Annotated in this window: 14 protein-coding genes; 9 read left to right on the plus strand and 5 right to left on the minus strand. The window is 69.6% G+C overall.

What is annotated here, in order from left to right; all coding sequences use genetic code 11:
- Positions 1-60 precede the first annotated feature (60 nt).
- Positions 61-663 (plus strand): Maf family protein, encoded by a 603-nt coding sequence (locus tag JKG67_RS08645; protein WP_203336881.1) that lies wholly within the window; start codon positions 61-63, stop codon positions 661-663.
- Here JKG67_RS08645 and JKG67_RS08650 read toward each other — a convergent pair.
- Positions 605-1,168 carry a GtrA family protein gene (locus tag JKG67_RS08650; RefSeq protein WP_203336882.1) on the minus strand — a complete coding sequence of 188 codons (564 nt, stop codon included), beginning with the start codon at positions 1,166-1,168 and terminating at the stop codon, positions 605-607. The genes JKG67_RS08645 and JKG67_RS08650 overlap by 59 nt on opposite strands.
- 10 nt (positions 1,169-1,178) lie before the next feature.
- Positions 1,179-1,649: a GtrA family protein gene (locus tag JKG67_RS08655; protein WP_203336883.1), complete on the minus strand. Its 471-nt coding sequence runs from the start codon at positions 1,647-1,649 to the stop codon at positions 1,179-1,181.
- A gap of 155 nt (positions 1,650-1,804) precedes the next feature.
- On the opposite strand from JKG67_RS08655, the gene JKG67_RS08660 reads away from it, so the two are divergent.
- The 3 genes from JKG67_RS08660 (at position 1,805) to JKG67_RS08670 (ending at position 11,180) form a co-directional block, all read left to right on the plus strand.
- The gene (locus tag JKG67_RS08660) at positions 1,805-3,583 is read left to right on the plus strand and encodes an acetyl/propionyl/methylcrotonyl-CoA carboxylase subunit alpha (RefSeq protein WP_307816481.1); all 1,779 of its coding nucleotides are present in this window, start codon (positions 1,805-1,807) and stop codon (positions 3,581-3,583) included.
- 351 nt (positions 3,584-3,934) lie between these two features.
- The gene (locus JKG67_RS08665) at positions 3,935-7,645 is read left to right on the plus strand and encodes a DUF7927 domain-containing protein (RefSeq protein WP_203336884.1); all 3,711 of its coding nucleotides are present in this window, start codon (positions 3,935-3,937) and stop codon (positions 7,643-7,645) included.
- Between the two features lie 124 nt (positions 7,646-7,769).
- Entirely contained in the window at positions 7,770-11,180 is a 3,411-nt protein-coding gene (locus JKG67_RS08670; RefSeq protein ID WP_443678535.1) for a pyruvate carboxylase, read from the plus strand.
- Here JKG67_RS08670 and JKG67_RS19055 read toward each other — a convergent pair.
- Positions 11,162-12,346 (minus strand): SpoIID/LytB domain-containing protein, encoded by a 1,185-nt coding sequence (locus JKG67_RS19055; protein WP_203336885.1) that lies wholly within the window; start codon positions 12,344-12,346, stop codon positions 11,162-11,164. The genes JKG67_RS08670 and JKG67_RS19055 overlap by 19 nt on opposite strands.
- A gap of 193 nt (positions 12,347-12,539) precedes the next feature.
- Between JKG67_RS19055 and JKG67_RS08680 the strand changes: the two genes are divergently transcribed.
- On the plus strand, positions 12,540-13,340 hold the full coding sequence (locus tag JKG67_RS08680) for a hypothetical protein (protein ID WP_203336886.1): 801 nt from the start codon (positions 12,540-12,542) through the stop codon (positions 13,338-13,340).
- 16 nt (positions 13,341-13,356) lie between these two features.
- Here the strand turns inward: JKG67_RS08680 and JKG67_RS08685 are convergent, their stop codons facing one another.
- On the minus strand, positions 13,357-14,733 hold the full coding sequence (locus tag JKG67_RS08685; RefSeq protein ID WP_203336887.1) for an NAD(P)H-quinone dehydrogenase: 1,377 nt from the start codon (positions 14,731-14,733) through the stop codon (positions 13,357-13,359).
- Between the two features lie 38 nt (positions 14,734-14,771).
- On the opposite strand from JKG67_RS08685, the gene JKG67_RS08690 reads away from it, so the two are divergent.
- A complete protein-coding gene (locus JKG67_RS08690; RefSeq protein ID WP_203336888.1) occupies positions 14,772-15,740 on the plus strand; it encodes a DMT family transporter in 969 nt (322 codons plus the stop codon).
- Here the strand turns inward: JKG67_RS08690 and lpdA are convergent.
- On the minus strand, positions 15,730-17,139 hold the full coding sequence (gene lpdA, locus JKG67_RS08695; RefSeq protein WP_203336889.1) for a dihydrolipoyl dehydrogenase: 1,410 nt from the start codon (positions 17,137-17,139) through the stop codon (positions 15,730-15,732). The two genes, JKG67_RS08690 and lpdA, sit on opposite strands and share 11 nt — an antisense overlap.
- 81 nt (positions 17,140-17,220) lie before the next feature.
- On the opposite strand from lpdA, the gene JKG67_RS08700 reads away from it, so the two are divergent.
- From JKG67_RS08700 to JKG67_RS08710, 3 genes are read left to right on the plus strand one after another with little or no spacing between them, the layout of a single operon-like run.
- On the plus strand, positions 17,221-18,408 hold the full coding sequence (locus JKG67_RS08700; protein WP_203336890.1) for an N-acetylmuramoyl-L-alanine amidase: 1,188 nt from the start codon (positions 17,221-17,223) through the stop codon (positions 18,406-18,408).
- A gap of 18 nt (positions 18,409-18,426) precedes the next feature.
- Positions 18,427-18,879 carry a gamma-glutamylcyclotransferase gene (locus tag JKG67_RS08705; protein ID WP_203336891.1) on the plus strand — a complete coding sequence of 151 codons (453 nt, stop codon included), beginning with the start codon at positions 18,427-18,429 and terminating at the stop codon, positions 18,877-18,879.
- 27 nt (positions 18,880-18,906) lie between these two features.
- Entirely contained in the window at positions 18,907-19,701 is a 795-nt protein-coding gene (locus JKG67_RS08710; RefSeq protein WP_307816482.1) for a purine-nucleoside phosphorylase, read from the plus strand.
- The last annotated feature ends 112 nt before the right edge of the window (positions 19,702-19,813 follow it).

Raw genomic sequence — 19,813 nt, forward strand, 5'->3', positions numbered from 1 at the left:
CAATCCGCACGGGATGTGGTCCCTCCATGGTACGCCGACCCCAAGGCCTAGGGTCGTCCCGTGATCACGTTCGTCCTTGCCTCAGCCTCGCCCGCCCGTCTGGAGACCCTGCGCCGTGCCGGCCTCGATCCGACGGTGGTGGTGTCAGGAGTCGACGAATCCCAGGTGGACGGATTGCCGGCAGCCGAGCTGGCCTTGCAGTTGGCGGAGTTGAAGTGTGCCGCGGTCGCCGCACGCGCCGACCTGCCCGCGGACGCCCTGGTGTTGGGGTGCGACTCGGTGCTCGAGTTCGGCTCCCAGATCCTGGGCAAGCCTGCGGACGCTGCGGAGGCGGCCGCCCGCTGGCATCAGATGCGGGGAGGGTCGGGCGTCCTGCACACCGGCCACAGTCTCCGTGACACCCGCACCGGCCAGGTGGCGGCCGCCACCGCGTCCACGCGTGTGCACTTCGCGGACCTGACCGACGCCGAGATCGCGGCGTACGTGGCGACCGGGGAACCCCTGCACGTGGCTGGCGCGTTCACCGTGGACGCCCTGGGTGGGCCGTTCGTGGCCGGGATCGAGGGCGATCACCACAACGTGGTGGGGGTGAGCCTGCCGCTGCTCAGGGACCTGGTGGCGGAGTTGGGTCACTCCTGGGTGTCTCTGTGGAGCCCGTCGTGACTCCGGGGTGGACGTGGCCCTCGCGGTGGTCGATCGGCTCGATGGTGTTCGCGATCCTCGCCTTGTGATAGGCGGGCCTGGCGAAGACCAGGTGCCGGAACAGCCAGAACCGCGCAGTCACCCCCAGGGTCAGCCCGATGACGTTGGCAGCCACGTTGTCAGAGATCGGGTCGGTCAGCTCCAGCACGTTGCGGCTGAACCACAGGCATCCCAGCGGCAGCACCATCGTCATCGAGTTGATCAGCAGGTACATGGTGCGCCCCCCGTCGGGGTGCACCGGCCGTCGGTGTTGGAAGGCCCAGTGCCGCGAGCCGTTGTAGGAGATGCTCATCCCGATCGCGTTGGCGACGATGAACGCCAGCAGCGGCCGATCGGCCAGCCAGGCGTCACCGGAGTGGAAGCCGTGCAGCAGGAAGTTGAACAGCGCTACGGCGACGAGGGTGGCCACCCCGCCGACGGCGAGGAAGCGCGAGATCTCGTCGACCAGCCGGCGCCCGGTGTTCACACCTGCCAACCTACCGCTCGCCCGCCGGGCGGGTGCGCACCTGCTCGGGTCGCAGGAAGACGAAGGCACGGAACGCCCAGAACCGGGTCACGGTGGCCAGTCCCAACCCGATCACGTTCGCGGAGACATTGTCGGAGATCGGGTCGTCCAGACCGAGCAGGTAGCGGCTGATCGCCAGGCACACCACCGGGATCACCAGGGTGGCCGCACCGATCGCGAAGAAGCGGAAGGGACCGGTGACCTCGTCGGTCACCTCTCGGTGAGCGAACGCCCACCCGCGGAGGCCGAGGTAGGCGAGCACCCCACCGACCGCGTTCGCCACCACGTACGCCGGCACCGGCAGCGCGTGCATCGGACCGGCGCGCCCGGGCAACCCGTGCACCAGCACGTTGAAGCCGACCAGTGCCACGATGGTTGCGACCACCCCGACGGTCAGGAACCGCGCTGCCTCCGGGGCGAGGCGAGCGAGGCGTCCGAGCATGCTCTCGACCCTACGGGGCAGCCTGAAGGCGCCCCGGCCAGGGTCGCTCCGCGTCCATGGCACAGGCAGGCGGCCCGGTGCCGGATCGAACCCCCTAGACTCACCTGCGGCAGCGCACCGGCTGTGCCTGCCTTGCGAGACCAAGAGGAGAGTCCGTGCCAGTCAAGCCGTTGAACAAGGTCCTCATCGCCAACCGTGGCGAGATCGCCGTCCGTGTCGTCCGTGCCTGCAAGGACGCCGGGATCGGCAGTGTTGCCGTCTACGCCGAGCCGGACCGGGACGCATTGTTCGTGCGCCTGGCCGACGAGGCGTACTCGCTCAACGGGGCGACGCCGGCCGACTCCTACCTCGACATCGACAAGATCCTGGACGTGGCCAAGCGCTCCGGCGCGGACTCGGTGCACCCCGGCTACGGCTTCCTCGCCGAGAACGCCGGCTTCGCGCAGGCGGTCCTCGACGCCGGGCTGATCTGGATCGGCCCCTCGCCGGCGGCCATCGAAGGTCTCGGCGACAAGGCCAAGGCCAAGCAGATCGCGCTCGCCGCTGGTGCGCCGCTGGCGCCGGGTCTCAAGGACGCCGTCCAGGATGCCGACGAGATCGTCGAGTTCGCGAAGGCCCACGGACTCCCGGTCGCGATCAAGGCCGTCTTCGGTGGCGGTGGCCGGGGCCTGAAGGTGGCGCGCACGCTCGAGGAGATCCCCGAGCTCTACGAGTCGGCGGTCCGCGAGGCGGTGACCGCCTTCGGTCGCGGCGAGTGTCTGGTCGAGAAGTTCCTGGACCGTCCCCGGCACGTGGAGACCCAGTGCCTGGCCGACCAGCACGGCAACGTGGTGGTCGTCTCCACCCGCGACTGCTCACTGCAGCGGCGGCACCAGAAGCTCGTCGAGGAGGCGCCCGCGCCGTTCCTCACCGACGATCAACTGGAGACGCTCTACTCCTCCTCCAAAGCGATCCTGCGTGAGGCCGGGTACGTCGGCGCCGGCACCTGTGAGTTCCTGGTCGGCCGCGACGGGACCATCTCGTTCCTGGAGGTCAACACCCGCCTCCAGGTGGAGCACCCGGTCTCCGAGGAGGTCACCGGCATCGACCTGGTCCGGGAGATGTTCCGGATCGCCGCCGGCGAGGAGCTCGGCTACGACGACCCGGAGATCCGCGGCCACTCGATCGAGTTCCGGATCAATGCCGAGGACGCCGGCACCAACTTCATGCCCGCGCCGGGCACCCTGTCCGCCTGGCATCCGCCGTCGGGACCCGGCGTACGCGTCGACTCCGGCTACGAGAACGGCGAGACCATCCCGGGCTCCTTCGACTCGCTGGTGGCCAAGCTGATCGTCACCGGCCGCGACCGCACCCAGGCCCTGGAACGCTCCCGCCGGGCTCTCGACGAGTTCATCGTCGACGGCATGCCGACGGTGATCCCCTTCCACCGTGTGGTGATCGACGACCCGGCCTATGTGGGCGCCTCGACGCCCACCGGCGAAGGCACTTTCGAGGTCTACACCACCTGGATCGAGACCGACTTCGACAACCAGATCGCCCCCTACTCAGGTGAGGCTGCCGAGGCCGAGGAGGCCGGCGAACGGCAGAGCGTGGTCGTCGAGGTCGGCGGTCGCCGCCTGGACGTGGTGCTGCCCGCCGGGCTCGGATTCGGAGCCGGTCCGGCTGCTGCTGCGAAGAAGCCGAAGCGGAAGAAGGGCAAGGCCGGCGCTGCGGCCAGCGGAGACGCGGTCGCCTCGCCGATGCAGGGCACCATCGTGAAGATCGCGGTCGCCGAAGGCGACCAGGTCGCCGAGGGGGACGTGATCGTGGTCCTCGAAGCGATGAAGATGGAGCAGCCCCTCAAGGCTCACAAGGCCGGCACCGTCACGGGACTGGACGCCGAGGTCGGCGCCACCGTGACCTCGGGCGCCGTACTCTGCGAGATCAAGGACTGAGCACCCCCCTCGAACGCCGCCGCGAGTCTCTCGCGGCGGCGTTCGTGCTCCCTCGACACCCGACCGGCGTCAAGGTAAAGAGCAGGGTAAAGGCCAGGGCAAAATCTGGGGCAGGTTCGGCGAATCCGCTTGACGCCTCTGCTCCCGCGGAGGAGGTTGGGCCGTGGGAGCAAGAACATAAGTCGTTGCGTTGCTTCGACGGCCAGACGAACCGGTGGGGGCCGGACGTAGGGTCCTCGGACGGGGTTGAGCAGCGTCTGGCGTTAACACCACGGGGTGTCTGACGCGATCCTTCGGGGAGGGTCGCAGTTTCGTCGTGAGCGGGGCTGCTGAACACAAAGGCTCAATGCCATGTCCAAGCTCTGGTCTGTTCCGACGAAGCGCGCCCTGTCCACCGGACACCTGCGCGCGTTGATCGCCCTCATCGCCGCCTTGGCGGTGGTGCTGCTGGCGACTCCGTTCATGGCCTTGTCGGCCTCTGCGGAGACCGACGAGTCGCCCGACGACGTCGTCGCCGCGGCGCAGGCGGCTGAGCCGGATCCGGAGCCTGCCCCGAAGCCGGAGCCTGCCCCCGAGCCGAAACCAGAGCCCGAGCCCGCTCCAGAGCCGAAGCCGGCACCGGAGCCCGCTCCAGAGCCGGAGCCTGTACCCGAGCCGGAGCCTTCGCCCGAGCCGGAGCCGGAGCCTGAGCCGGAGGTGGCCGCCGCAGTCGACGAGACGGAGCAGGCCGCCGAGGAGGAGGCCGCGGAGCAGGAGTCCGTGGCGGCGAGCAGCACCCTGACCACCAAGTCGGCCGGCACCGAGCCCGAGGACGACCTCATCGCGCCGATGAGCCACGACGGCTGCGGCCCGAACTCCGGCACCGGCACGATCCCCGGTGGCGGCGGCTTCGCGCAGAACACCAAGGCCGACAGCAGCGGTAACTGGATCCACAGCGTGCTGAACAACAACAACTCCAACTACGCCGAGGGACAGTTCGTCCCCCAGCGGATCATCGTCACCGGGCTCAACCCGGGCACCAACCACCTGGTCATCGGCCACCAGGTCACCAAGGGCGGCAAGTACGCCTACGACTACCTGGGCAACCTCGCGATCTCGCCCGGTTCCGCCTCGGTGAGCTGGGATGCCGTCTCGGCACCATTGGCCGCCTTCCCGGGCGCCAACCACGAACAGACGGTGCACATCACCTTCCAGGTGCCCAACGGGGTCACCGAGGTGACGATCACCTTCGGCGGGCACATCGCCTCCGAGTTCGACTACGGGCCGGGTCTGGGCGCCGGGTCGATCAGCGGTGCGCCGTACCACATCTGGCTCGAGTCCCTGAACTGTGCTTCGGCCGGCAACCGGGACAACCAACTGATGGCCTCGGCGTTGGAGTCCGGGCACATCACCATCGCCAAGCAGGCCCAGCCGCCGACCGCGGACCTGTTCTCCTTCGACCTGTCCCGGCCGGACGCCAACTTCCAGTTCCAGTTGGCCCACGGCGGGAGCGTGACCTTCTGGGTGGCCCCGGGTGGCTATGCAGCCGAGGAGATCAACCTCCCCGCTGGCTGGACGCTGGATGACATCGTCTGTGTCAACACCGGGGACAGCTCCTCGAGCGTGAACGTCGGGAATGCCACCGCCTCGATCACGGTCGCTGACGGGGGCACCACCACCTGCACGTTCCACAACACCAAGACGTCCTCGCTGATCGTCGACAAGGTGTGGGTGGTCAACGGACAGAGCTACCCCAACGGACAGCAGCCGGACCTGATGTCGGCTGGGCTGCTCCTGGATGGGGCCGGGCACTCCTTCGGGGTGCCGAAGACCGGCTACCTGTCCGGCACCCAGGTCAGCATCGACGAGACGGTCGACTTCGAGAGCTGGTTGTGCACGCTCGACGACTCCCGGGTCACCTCGGTCAACGGTGCCAACACCAACCATCAGCTGCCACACCTGGCCACGCTGGACGATCCCGACAACACCTTCACGATCACCAACACGGTGACCTGTGACTCCGCCCTGACGCTGATCAAACTGGTCGACAACGGCGACACCGGCGGCACCGCGGTGCCCGCGGACTGGATGCTGCATGCCAACGGCCCGGACAACGTCCAGGGAGCCGGCGGCTTCGAACTGGTGACGGTCACCCCCGGCGCCTACACACTGAGCGAGTCCGGTGGCCCCGGCGGCTACACCGCCGGCGACTGGGACTGCGACGGCGGGTCACTGTCCGGTGACGTGGTGACCGTGGCGCTGGGTGAGACCGCGACCTGTGTCATCACCAACACGGCGATCGCCGGTGAGTACATCGGCGAGAAGACCAGCGACCCGGTCAGCGGCTCCACCGTGGAGCCCGGTGACGTGATCACCTACACGGTCACCCTGACCAAGACCAACGACGGTGTGAACCTGCTCAACGTCGTCACCACGGACGACCTGTCCGGAGTGCTGGCACACGCCACGCTGGTCGACGGCAGCATCAACGCCTCGGCCGGCACCGCAGCGCTGGTCGGAGACCAGTTGGTCTGGGAGCTGCCGGTGCTCAGCGGCACTGAGACGCTCACCTACCAGGTGCTGGTCAACGACGACGCCTGGGGCGTGACCCTGGTCAACGTGGTCACCTCCGACGGTGCCGAGGAGTGCATCGACGGCTGCACGACCACCCACCACACACCGCACTATCTGCTGCACAAGAGCAGCGTGCCGCCGTCGGGCAGCGAGGTGCTGCCAGGTGACCAGATCGTCTACACGCTGCACGTGGAGAACGACTCCGACGGCCACCTGAGCGGCAAGATCGTCGAGGACGACCTGTCCGGAGTGCTGGCGAACGCGACCCTCGACGAGGGTTCGCTGCCGCCGAGCGCCATCCTGGCCGGCACCACGCTGATCTGGGGCCTGCCGGATCTGGCCCCGGGTGAGACCGCGGAGCTGTCCTACACGGTCACCGTCAACGCCGGCGCCTGGAACGTCGAGCTGGTCAACGTGGCCACTCCCGACGAGGCCGGCGACTGCGTCGAAGCGTGCAGCACCGACCACTTCACCCCGCCGGTGACCACGCTGGTGATCAAGAAGGTCGACTTCGAGACCGGTGAGGCCCTCGCCGGAGCGGTGTTCGAGCTCTGGCACAACGACGAGCTCATCGACACCCAGGTCAGCGACGCTGACGGCCTGGCCAAGTTCGGCGAGCTGCTGCCGGGTGACTACCTGGTGGTAGAGGTCGCCGCACCTGACGGGTACGCCCTCCCGGACGACCCGACCATGGCGATCACCATCGACGACGACAACTTCGTGCCGATGGGCGAGATGGCCGAGATCCTGTTCACCAACGCCGCCCTCGGCCAGATCGAGGTGGTGGCCAAGCAGCAGTTCACCCGCTCCGGCGGGGAGTGGGTGCTGGCCCCCAGCGGCTCGACGGTCGAGTACGGCGACCGGGTGCTCTACCGGGTCGCGGTCCGGGCCACCGGCCGCAAGCTCTTCCACGACGTCACGGTCACCGACTACATCCCGGGCATGAGCCCGGAGGACGAGACCTCGACGCTGGTGGCGGAGTACCGCGACGGTACGGCCCGGTGTGTCGGCATCGACTGCGTGGTCACCGTCGACGACGACGGTCTGATCACCTGGGCCGCCGGCACCATCACCGACGTCGAGTTCACGGTCGAGTTCGAGGTGTTCTTCCCCGACGTGGACATCGCCCCAGGTACCTCCAGCGAGGACTTCCTGTGGAACGTCGGCTACCTCGGCTGGTCGGAGTTCGTCGGGTTCGAGGTCATCGACTCCCTCGACCCCGACGACATCGTGGCCCGCGGCGCCGCCGCTCGTGCAGCGACGGAGATCTTCGTGGAGCACCTGTTGCGTTCCAACGAAGTCGTGATCGGCGCCTCCGGCGAGGTGGCACCGTTCGTCGAGGACAAGACCCCCGGCAAGCTACCGCCGGGAGTGGCGGGTCTGCCCGAGGTCGGACTGGGTGCCTACCTGGCACAGTTGGCCCTGCTGGCTCTGGTCTTGCTGATGGCAGGTCTGGCGTTGCTGCGGATGCACGGAGGGAACAGGGCAGGCGCACGGCGCGAAGCCTGATCTGTCTGGACCGGGCCGCCGCCGTCAGGCCCGGTCCAGGGGTCACCGCCGAGGACCGTAGTTACCGGACCGTACCGCGGTCTGAACCGCATTCTCCCTGGTCGTGTCCACTAGCCTGCGACGCATGATCCAGCAGGGCATGTTCACCAAGATCCTGGTCGCGAACCGGGGCGAGATCGCGATCCGCGCCTTCCGTGCGGCGTACGAGGTCGGCGCCCGGACGGTCGCGGTGTTCCCGTACGAGGACCGCGGCTCCGAGCACCGGATGAAGGCCGACGAGGCCTACCAGATCGGCGAGCGCGGACACCCGGTGAAGGCCTACCTGGATCCCCAGGCGATCGTCGACGTGGCCCTGCTGTGCGGCGCCGACGCCATCTATCCCGGCTACGGGTTCCTGTCGGAGAACCCCGGCCTGGCCGAGGCCTGCACTGCCGCCGGGATCACCTTCATCGGCCCCGATGCGAGCGTCCTGGAGCTGACCGGCAACAAGGCCCGTGCCATCGCAGCCGCGAAGAAGGCCGGCGTGCCGACGCTGCGGTCCGTGCCGCCGTCCACCGACGCCGCGGCACTGGTCGCGGCCGCATCCGAGTTGCCGTTCCCGGTCTTCGTGAAGGCCGTGGCCGGTGGCGGTGGTCGCGGGATGCGCCGCGTCGACGACCCCGCCGACCTCGCCACCGCGGTGGAGACCTGCATGCGGGAGGGCGAGGGCGCGTTCGGCGACGGCACCGTCTTCATCGAGCAGGCTGTGGTCGACCCCCGACACATCGAGGTGCAGATCCTCGCCGACGGCACCGGCGACGTGATCCATCTCTTCGAGCGGGACTGCTCGGTGCAGCGGCGACACCAGAAGGTCGTCGAGATCGCCCCGGCGCCGAACCTCGACCCGGCGCTGCGCGAGCAGATGTGCGCCGACGCGGTCAGGTTCGCCCGCGAGATCGGCTACCGCAACGCCGGCACCGTGGAGTTCCTGGTGGATGCGGCCGGCAACCACGTGTTCATCGAGATGAACCCGCGCATCCAGGTCGAGCACACGGTGACCGAGGAGGTCACCGACGTCGACCTGGTCGAGTCCCAGATCCGGATCGCGGCCGGCTCGACGTTGGCCGACCTGGGGCTCAGCCAGGACCGGATCCGGGTCCGCGGGGCCGCCCTGCAGTGCCGGATCACCACCGAGGACCCGGCCAACGACTTCCGGCCGGACACCGGCAAGATCACCACCTACCGCTCCCCCGGCGGCGCCGGCGTACGACTGGACGGCGGCACCACCTACACCGGAGCCGAGGTGTCGGCCCACTTCGACTCGATGCTGGCCAAGCTCACCTGCCGAGGCCGGACCCACGAACTCGCGGTCCAGAAGGCCCGGCGAGCGTTGGCGGAGTTCCGGATCCGTGGCGTCGCCACCAACATCGCCTTCCTCTCCGCGCTGCTCGAGGAGCCTGATTTCACCGCCGGGAAGGTGACCACGTCCTTCATCCCCGATCACCCGCACCTGCTGGCCGCCCGGCAGCCCGGCGACCGGGGCTCGAAGCTGCTCGCCTATCTGGCCGACGTGACCGTCAACCAGCCGCACGGACCCTCACCGGTCAGCATCGACCCGACCAGCAAGCTTCCTGACCTGGCCGACACCGCAGCACCCGACGGCTCCCGGCAACTGCTGCTGTCGCTGGGTCCGGAGGAGTTCGCGACCAGGCTCCGCCAGCAGGACCGGGTCGCGGTCACCGACACCACGTTCCGCGACGCTCACCAGTCCCTGCTGGCCACCCGGGTCCGCACCCGCGATCTGGTCGCCGTCGCCGGGCATGTGGCCCGGATGACCCCGGAACTGCTGTCCATCGAGGCCTGGGGTGGGGCCACCTACGACGTGGCGCTGCGGTTCCTCGGTGAGGACCCCTGGGAACGACTGGCCGCGCTGCGCGAGGCAGCCCCCAACGTGTGCCTGCAGATGCTGCTGCGCGGTCGGAACACGGTCGGCTACACGCCGTACCCGACCGCAGTCACCGACGTGTTCGTGGCCGAGGCGGCCGCCACCGGCATCGACATCTTCCGGATCTTCGACGCCCTCAACGACGTGGAGCAGATGCGGCCGGCGATCGAGGCGGTGCGCTCCACCGGCAGCACCGTCGCGGAGGTGGCGCTCTGCTACACCGGCGACCTCTCCGACCCGGCCGAGCAGCTCTACACCCTCGACTACTACCTGCGCCTGGCCGAGCGTGCGGTGCAGGCCGGCGCACACGTGCTGGCGATCAAGGACATGGCCGGACTGCTCCGGGTGCCGGCCGCACGCACCCTGGTCACCGCCCTGCGACGTGAGTTCGACCTGCCCGTGCACCTGCACACCCACGACACCCCCGGCGGCCAGTTGGCGACGTTGCTCGCCGCCATCGAGGCCGGGGTCGACGCCGTCGACGCGGCCAGCGCGCCGATGGCCGGCACGACCTCCCAGCCTCCGCTGTCCGCGCTCGTCTCCGCCACTGACCACTCCGAGCGTGAGACCGGCCTCTCCCTCGCCGCCATCAACGCCCTCGAGCCCTACTGGGAGGCGGTACGCCGGGTCTACTCGCCGTTCGAGTCAGGTCTGCCGTCGCCGACCGGGCGGGTCTACCACCATGAGATCCCCGGCGGCCAGCTCTCGAACCTGCGCCAGCAGGCGATCGCCCTGGGTCTGGGCGAGCGGTTCGAGGAGGTCGAGGACATGTACGCCGCCGCCGACCGGATCCTGGGCCGGCTGGTGAAGGTGACCCCGTCGTCGAAGGTGGTCGGCGACCTGGCCCTGGCCCTGGTCGGGCTCGGTGCCGACGCCGACGCGTTCGCCGCGGAGCCGGGCAGGTTCGACATCCCTGCGTCGGTGATCGGCTTCCTGCACGGCGAGTTGGGGGATCCTCCCGGTGGCTGGCCCGAGCCGTTCCGGACCAAGGCGCTGGCGGGGCGCTCCTGGACGCCGCCCGCAGAGACGCTGACCAGCGACCAGGAGCAGCGGCTCAAGTCGGATCCCCGAGCCACCCTCAACGAGCTGCTCTTCCCCGGTCCGACCAAGGAGTTCAACGAGATCCGGGCCACCTACGGCGACCTGTCGGTGCTGCCCACCTTGGACCACCTCTACGGTCTCCAAGCCGGTGAGGAGCACGAGGTGAAGCTGGCCGAGGGCAAGAAGTTGCTGATCGGCCTCGAGGCGATCAGCGAGCCCGACGAACGCGGCTACCGCACGGTGATGTGCACCATCAACGGTCAACTGCGCCCGGTGGTGGTGCGGGATCGCTCCATCGCCGCGGAGGTGACCGCGGCGGAGAAGGCCGACGCTGGAGTGCCGGGGCAGGTCGCGGCACCGTTCCAAGGTGTGGTCACGGTCCAGGTGGAGGTCGGCCAGTCGGTCGCCGAGGGTGACGTGGTCGCCACCATCGAGGCGATGAAGATGGAGGCCTCCATCACCGCCGGTGTCGGCGGTACCGTGCAGCGGGTCGCCTTGCCGGGCACCCAGTCGGTGGACGGCGGAGACCTGGTGCTGGTGATCGACCCCGATCAGCCGAAGGCGAAGTAGGTCGACCGCAGGCCGAGCACCATCCGGAAGTCGTGACCGGTCACCGTCCGGCTGCCTTGGTCACCCACCAGCCTCACTTCAACGACCCGACCGCCCCACTGGCCCTCACCGTCGCGCCGCGTGACGATGATCCGCTGAGGCCTGCCCAGCCCCGGCCACGCCGCTCGCACCGCAGGCCGGGCGATGCTCACGGTCCAGTCGTGGTTGGGGTTGATGGCGACGCCGTCGAAGGAGTCGGCCTTGCCGACCTGGTAGGGCACGGTCCCGGGGGCGGCGTGGCCGCCGTTGCTGGAGGAGTACTGGGTGAAGGCGGGGGCACCGTTGTGGACCCGGATCTCACCCTTGGTGGCCCGTACCGCGGCGTTGGTGCTCGGGTGGTGGGCGCTGAAGCCTCCGTAGACCTGGCAGGCGGTGGTGTCACAGATGTCGTGATTGCCTCGCGGATGGCGCATCGCATTGGCGGCGTAGGTGCGCGCGGCGACGGTTTGGGCACGCAGCGCTGCCTGCGACCAACTGGCCGGCATCTCTCGGGGGACGACGCCCCTCAGATAGGCCTGGAGTCCGAGCACGTTGATGGTCTGACCCGACGACGACCGCAGCACTCCGCGGTAGGGCCGCATCCCGGCCGGGGTGCGCAGCATGATCGGGCGACCACCCGCTGTGAACTGCCCACCGCCGGAGAGGCGCTTCCAGCGGTGCCAACTGCCGCCCCGGCGGAAGTCGACCCGGGTGCGCCCGTTCGCCAACGGCACCAGCCGCCAGCGTCCGGCTCCGTTGTCGGGGAGGCGATGCACCCCGGCCGCGAGGTCACGGACCCTCAGATGTGAGCGCGCCCTGACCACCAGGTTCTTGTGGGTCGCCGCTGTCAACAGCACCCGGATCCGGCCACCGGCTCGACCTATCTCGGTGCCGGCGTAGTAGAAGTCCAGGATCTCCTGATGGCTGTGCCCGGCTCGCGCCGCACCCTCGGCGCCGTACTGGGACATCCCGCGGCCATGCCCGAAGCCCTTGCCGGTGAGGGTCACCGACGTGGAGGAGCCGAACACGTACTCGTCGTTGCTGGCGTGCGCCGGAGCAGAGGCGACCGTCAGCGTCGCCGCCACCAGACCGATGCTGGCGAGGGCGGCCGCGCTCGGACGGGTCCGTGACCTGGCAGGGCTCGACACGACATTTCCTCCGCTTGTGTGGCTGTTGTGACTGGTGTGACTCCTGCATGGGAACACGAAGGAAGTGTCGCCCACAAGCCAGGTTGATGAACTACATCCATGTAGTTCATCGTTTCGCCGAAGGATCCTCGCTTGCGGACGCTACTGATCGACACTCCTGCCGGGCTACCGGGACGGGGCTAGATTGGGGGCCATGGAACTCCTGGTCGTGGTCGGCGCAGTGATCGTCGTCCTGGCGGTGCTCTACCACCGCGCCCAGCAACGCGAGCTCGGCGCCGCCGACGACGCACTCGCCAAGGTCGCCCGCGTCGCCGAGGAGGACGTCACCCGCTTCGGCGAGGAGTTGCAGCAACTCCACATCGAGACTCTCACCACCACCCTCGACACGCCGATGCGCCAGGACTACCAGCAGGCGCTCGACTGCTACGAGAACGCCAAACAGTTGCTGCAGGGCGCCCAGGTCCCCGACGACATCACCGGGGTGACCCGGGCGCTCGAGGACGGCCGCTACGCGATGGCCTGCGTGCTGGCCCGCCAGGACGGCGAGCCGCTGCCCCAACGACGACCGCCGTGCTTCTTCAACGCCGCCCACGGCCCCGCCCAGACCGACGTCAGCTGGTCCCCTCCGGGTGGAGTGGCCCGGGACGTGCCCGTCTGTCTCGCCGATGCCGAGCGGCTGGCCCACGGCGCCGAGCCGGCGACCCGACTGGTCCGTGACGGCAACCGGATGGTGCCCTGGTACGACGGCGGGCCGGCGTACCAGCCCTATGCGAACGGCTACTACGGGGCATACGCCCTCAACGGCCTCTTCCCCGCCTTCGTGCTCGGGGCGATGATGTCCGGCGCCTTCTTCGACACCGGTGCTGCGGCCGGCGGTGGGCTGGGCGACGGCGACTTCGCAGGAGGCGACGCCGGGGGTGACGCTGGAGGCGACGGGGGCTTCGGCGACGGCGGGTTCGGCGACGGCGGCGGACTGGACTTCGGCGGCTTCTGAACTACCCGCAGTGGGATCAGAACTGGTGCAGCCGACGGGCGGCCTCACCGATCGACCCCGACATCGACGGATAGACCGTGAACGCCTGCGCCAACTGGTCGGCGGTCAGGCTCTCGGTCACCGCGATCGAGATCGGGTGGATCAGCTCACTGGCTCGTGGCCCCACCACCACCCCACCGACGACGATCCGGGTGCCGGGGCGGCAGAAGAGCTTCACGAACCCGTCACGCACGCCCTGCATCTTGGCGCGGGGGTTGCCCGACAGCGGCAGCATCACCGCCTCGGCGTCGATCTCGCCGGCATCGATGGCCTGCTGCGACCAGCCGACGGTGGCGATCTCCGGGGCGGTGAAGACGTTGGAGGAGACCCGCTTGAGGTTCAACGGATGCACGCTGTCACCGAGGAAGTGCCACATCGCGATCCGCCCCTGCATCGCCGCCACCGACGCCAGCATCAGTACGCCGGTGCAGTCGCCGGCCGCATAGACGCCGCGGGCGGAGGTGCGCGAGACCCTGTCGACGGTGATGAACCCACCCTCATCGAGGGTGACTCCGGCCTCCTCCAGCCCGAGGCCGGCGGTGTTCGGGATCGACCCCAGCGCCAGGATGCAGTGCGAGCCGGTGACGCTGCGGCCGTCGGTCAAGGTGACGGTGACCGTGTCACCGTCGCGGGTGACCGACTCCATCCGGGACTGCGACAGCACCTGCATGCCACGTCGGATGGAGACATCCTCGAGCACCTGGGAGGCGTCCGCGTCCTCGCCGGGCAGCACGCGGTCGCGTGAGGAGACGAGGGTGACCTCGATCCCCAGGGCGAGGTAGGCGCTGGCGAACTCGGCGCCGGTGACTCCGGAGCCGACCACGATCAGGTGCTCGGGCCGCTCGTCGAGGTCGTAGACCTGCTCCCAGGTGAGGATCCGCTCGCCGTCGGGCTGGGCACTGGGCAGGGTGCGTGGGGCGGCGCCGGTGGCGACCAGCACCGCGTCGGCCTCCAGGGTCTCCACGGAGCCGTCGGCCAACGTGGCGAGCACCCGGTCGGGGCCGGCCAGGCGGCCGAAGCCGGGCACGATCCGGACGTTCTCCTTGATGAGTCGACGTTCGATGTCGGCCGACTGCTCCGCGGCAAGCCGCTTGACGCGGGCGTTGACCGTGGCCAGATCGACGCTGACGCCGGCGTCCTCGTCGATCACCACGCCGAGCTCAGCTGCGGCCCGCACCTCACTCATCACCTCGGCGGTGGCGATCAGGGTCTTCGACGGGACACAGTCGGTGAGCACTGCTGAGCCGCCCAGACCGTCCGAGTCGACGACGATCACCTCGGCCCCGAGTTGGGCGGCGACCAGAGCCGACTCATAACCTCCGGGTCCACCACCGATGATCACCACACGCGACATGGCCGTCATTCTTGCATCGTCGGCTCTAGCATCGACCGGTGACCGTACGCGACTTCGAGGCGATCTCTCGCCCACTCCGACTCTCCGCGGTGCCACTGATGCTGGTCGCCGGACTCCTGGTCGCCGGCCAGAGCGAGATCAACGGTCGGCTCGCCGCCGAGTTGGGTGTCGGCCCCCGGGCCGGCATCGGCGCTGCCCTGATCAGCTTCGGCAGCGGCCTGGCCCTGCTCGTCGTACTCACCCTGGTCCAGCCGCGGCACCGCGCGGGGGTCCGGCACCTGGTCGCTGCGGTCCGCGACGAGCGGCTCCCCGTCCCGCACCTGCTCGGTGGCCTGTGTGGCGCGTTCCTGGTCGCCAGTCAGGGCCTGACCGTGCCGACGATCGGAGTGGCCCTCTTCATCGTGGCGGTCACCGCCGGTCAGACCACGAGCAGCCTCCTCGTCGATCACCACGGCCTCGGCCCGTCCGGGCCGCAGGCTCTCAGCCGCCCGCGGCTGGTGGCCGCCGTCTTCGCGGTGGTGGCGGTGCTGATCGCGACCGGGGAGCGGCTGCACACCTCGGTTTCACTCCAGGTGGCGCTGCTCGCCGCACTACCGCTGCTGGCCGGTGCCGGGATCGCGGTCCAGCAGGCGTTCAACGGCCGGGTCTCCCATCAGGTGGGCCCGTGGATCACCACCCTGAACAACTTCGCCGTCGGCACCGCCGGATTGTTCCTGGCCTTCCTGGGCAGTCTGTTGCTGCCCGGGCAGCTGCAGGCGCTGCCGACCACCTGGTGGCTCTACGTCGGCGGCGCGATGGGGGTCGCCTTCATCTGGCTGGCGGCCCTGCTGGTCAAGGTGCACGGCGTGCTGGTGCTCGGACTGGCGGTGATCGCCGGCCAGGTGGTCGGCTCCCAAGCCATCGAGCTCGCCACCACCGCCCACATCGGGCCACTCGGCGTCCTGGCCGGGGCCCTGACCATCGTCGGGGTGCTGGTGGCGCTGCTGCTGCGTGGGGTCAGAGGTTGATCATGTGCCCGGTGATGCCGTGCACGGCCTCCTTGACCGCCTCGGACAGCGTCGGATGCGCGAACACGTTGCGGGAGACCTCGTCCGCGGTCAGGTCCCACTGCTGGGCCAGGGTGAGCGCGGGCAGCAGTTCGGTGACGTCCGGCCCGATCATGTGCGCACCGAGGATCTCGTTGAACTCGGCGTCGGCGACCACCTTCACGAAGCCGACCGCGTCCCCGAGCCCCTGGGCCTTGCCGTTGGCCGAGAACGGGAACGTCGACGTCTTCACGTCGTACCCCCGCTCCTTGGCCTGCTCCTCGGAGTAGCCGAAGGAGCCGATCTGCGGCTGGCAGTAGGTGGCCCGCGGGATCATGTCGAAGTTGATCTCCTGGGTCTCCGCGTCGGCGATGGTCTCTGCGGCCACCACCCCCATCGCCTCGGCGACGTGGGCGAGCATCATCTTGCCGGTGACGTCACCGATCGCGTAGACGTTCGGCACGTTGGTGCGGCCGCGGCCGTCGATGGCGATGGCGCCGCGGTCGGTCAGTTCGACACCGGTGTTCTCCAGGCCGAAGCCCTCCACCCGGGGTGCGAAGCCGAAGGCAGCCAGGAACTTGTCGGCGGCGAGCACCTCCTCGTCTCCGCCGCCGGCCGGAGCCACCGTGACCTTGACACCGGAGCCGGTGTCCTCGACACCCTTCACCGCAGTCGAGGTGAGGACCTTCACGCCGAGCTTCTTGTAGTGCTTGAGCAGCTCCTTGGAGACCGCCGCATCCTCGGTGGGCACCATCCGGTCAAGGAACTCGACGATGGTGACGTCGACACCGAAGTTCTTCATCACGTAGGCGAACTCGACGCCGATGGCGCCGGATCCTCCGATGATCATCGATGAGGGCAGCTCAGCGTCGAGGATCTGCTCCTCGTAGGTGACCACGTTGCCGCCGATGCTGACGCCGGGGACGGTGCGCACCGTGGCGCCGGTGGCGATGATCAGGTGGTCGCAGGTGTAGGTGGTCGACGAGCCGTCGTTGCCGGCCACCTCGATGCCCTGCTTGCCGTCCTTGGCGCCGGTCAGGGTGCCCCATCCGTCGATCTCGGTGATCTTGTTCTTCTTCATCAGGTAGTGGACGCCCTTGACGATGCCGTCACTGACCTGGCGCGACCGCTGGTGCGTCGGCCCGTACGACATGGAGGCGTCGCCCTCGATGCCGAACTTGGCCTTCTCGTGGGTGAGCAGGTGGGCGAGCTCGGCGTTCTTGAGCAGCGCCTTGGAGGGGATGCAGCCGACGTTGAGGCAGACGCCTCCCCAGTACTGCTTCTCCACCACGGCGACGGACTGGCCGAGTTGGGCTGCACGGATGGCGGCGACGTACCCACCGGGGCCGGCACCGAGGACGAGGACGTTGAAGTGGGTCACGCCCCGAAGCCTACTAGTGCCGCTGGGGCGACGGTGAGTGCGGACGGCACGGCTTGGCGGGGCCTGTCATGGTGGATGAGTATGAGCATCTCGGAGACCCCGCCCGCCAGCTCGGCCGGACGTGCGCTGGGGCGTCGGCACGCGGTGGCGATCGCTGCGGTGGCACCGGTGGCCGCACTCCTGGGCAGCCCCGCCGCCGCCGGCGTGCGACCCGAACGACTCCGCCTGCGACGCGACCCGGGCTCGCCGGTCGCCGCCCTGGACGTCGCCCTGCCCTCGTCCCAGGGTCGCTACCGGAGCCCGGTGATGGAGACGACCGGCTTCACCATGCTGGGGGTGACCTGGCGCTCGGGCCGGGGCACCGTCCGCGTCCGGGTCCGCGACGGCGCGGGCGGCTGGGGTCGGTGGCAGGTGCTCCGCGCCCTGCACGACGGCCCGGACGGCACCAGCGCGGAGGGCGCGCACAGTCCCCGAGCCACCGAACCGGTCTACGTCGGGCGCAGCGACGCCGTCCAGGTGGAGCTGATCGGCCGGCATCGTGACGCGGAGTTGGCGCTGATCGACACGGGCCGCCGCAACGACGACATCGAGCCGCCGGTCGAGCCGATGGCGAGGCCGACGCTGGAACCGACATCCGTGGACGCCCGGCAGAGCAGCGTCCCTCGTCCGCGGGTCCGCCGACGCCGGGCCTGGGGCGCCGACGACAGCCTCCTCAACGGCACCCCCGATCGCAACCGGACGATCAAGCAGGTGCACCTGCACCACACCGCCACCGGGAACAGTTACACCCGGCGCGAGGTCCCTGGGATCATCCGTGGCATCTACCGCTACCACACCCAGAACCTGGGCTGGTACGACATCGGCTACAACTTCCTCGTCGACCGGTTCGGCCGGATCTGGGTGGGGCGCCGAGGCAGCGCGCACGCCACCCGACTGGTCCGCGGTGCGCACACCCGCGGGTTCAACCATGCCTCGATCGGGGTGGCGGTGATCGGCAACTTCGAGGATGCGACTTCGAACCGACGGATCGTCGGGGCCGTGGCCCGGATCGCCGCCTGGCGACTGGCCCAGTTCGACCGCAGGCCTCGGGCCAGGATCCTGATGAAGTCACGAGGCAGCAGCCTGTACCCGAAGGGCGAGGAGGTCAGGCTCCCGGTGATCGACGGTCACCGCGACACCAACGCCACCGCCTGCCCGGGCGAGCACCTGTACGCGCGGTTGCCGAACATCCGGCGACGCACCAAGCGGCGGATCGACAGGCTCTCCTGACCGGCTAGGGTGACGCACGTGACGCTGTATGCCGCCTACGGGACGAACCTGGATCCCGCCCGGATGAGTGAGCGGTGCCCACACTCGCCATTGCGCAGCACCGGCTGGCTGACCGGCTGGCGACTCACCTTCGGCGGTGAGGAGCACGGCTGGGACGGCGCCCTGGCCACCATCGTCGAGGATCCGCTCGAGCAGGTCTTCGTGGCCGTGTACGACGTGACACCGGAAGACTCCGCCGCCCTGGACGGCTGGGACTCCGCCGACACCGGCCTCTACCGGCGGGTGAAGGTGAGAGTGGCCACCATGACCGGAGAACTGGTCGCCTGGGCCTACGTGCTGGACGCGTTCGAGGGGGGTCTGCCGAGCGCGTCGTACCTCGGCGTACTGGCTGACGCTGCGGAGGCAGCCGACGCGCCGGTCGACTATGTGGCGTCGTTGCGCCGTCGTGCCTGCCGTTCCACCGGCCTGTGACCCGTCCACCCGGCTAGAGTGCGGCGGGTGACCGAGACACTGCCAGGCCAGGCCGCCGCCGAACTCGCCCGACTGACCGGGATCGCCCGTCACGACGCCGCCGTGGTGCTCGGCTCCGGCTGGCTACCCGCCGCCGACGCGCTGGGCGAGGTGACCGCGGAGCTCCTCACCACCGACCTGCCCGGCTTCGCCCCGCCGGCGGTGGCCGGCCACGCCGGGAAGCTCCGGTCGGTGCGGGCCGGTGACCGGAACGTGCTGGTGATGCTGGGCCGGACCCACCTCTACGAGGGCCTGGGCGTCGCCGCCGTCGTGCACGGGGTCCGCACCGCGGCCGCCGCGGGCTGCCGGACCGTCGTACTCACCAACGGCTGCGGGGGGCTCAACCCGAGTTGGCAGCCGGGTACTCCGGTGCTGATCAGCGACCACATCAACCTGACCGGCACCTCGCCGATCGAGGGCGCCAACTTCGTCGATCTCACCGACCTCTACTCGGCGCGACTGCGTGGCCTGTGCCGGTCCATCGACTCCTCCCTGGACGAGGGGGTCTATGTGCAACTGCGCGGCCCTCACTACGAGACCCCCGCCGAGATCGGCATGGTGCGGGCGATCGGCGGCGACCTGGTCGGGATGAGCACCACGTTGGAGGCGATCGCAGCACGCGAGGCCGGCCTGGAGGTGCTCGGCCTGAGCCTGGTCACCAACCTGGCCGCCGGCATCACCGGCGAGCCCCTCAACCACGCCGAGGTGCTGGAGGCCGGCCGGGCGGCCGCCTCCCGGATGGGCGCCCTGCTCGCCTCGGTGGTGCGCGACCCCGCCTTCTGACCCCCCTCTCTCCCCCCCGGGCGGAAGAGCCTGATGTCAGGGGCTGCTGACTGTTGTCAGGGGTTGCAACCCCTGACAGTCAGAACAGCCTGACATCAGGGCTTTCCGGCGA

It is taken from the genome of Nocardioides limicola, assembly GCF_016827675.1.
Taxonomy (GTDB): domain Bacteria; phylum Actinomycetota; class Actinomycetes; order Propionibacteriales; family Nocardioidaceae; genus Nocardioides; species Nocardioides limicola.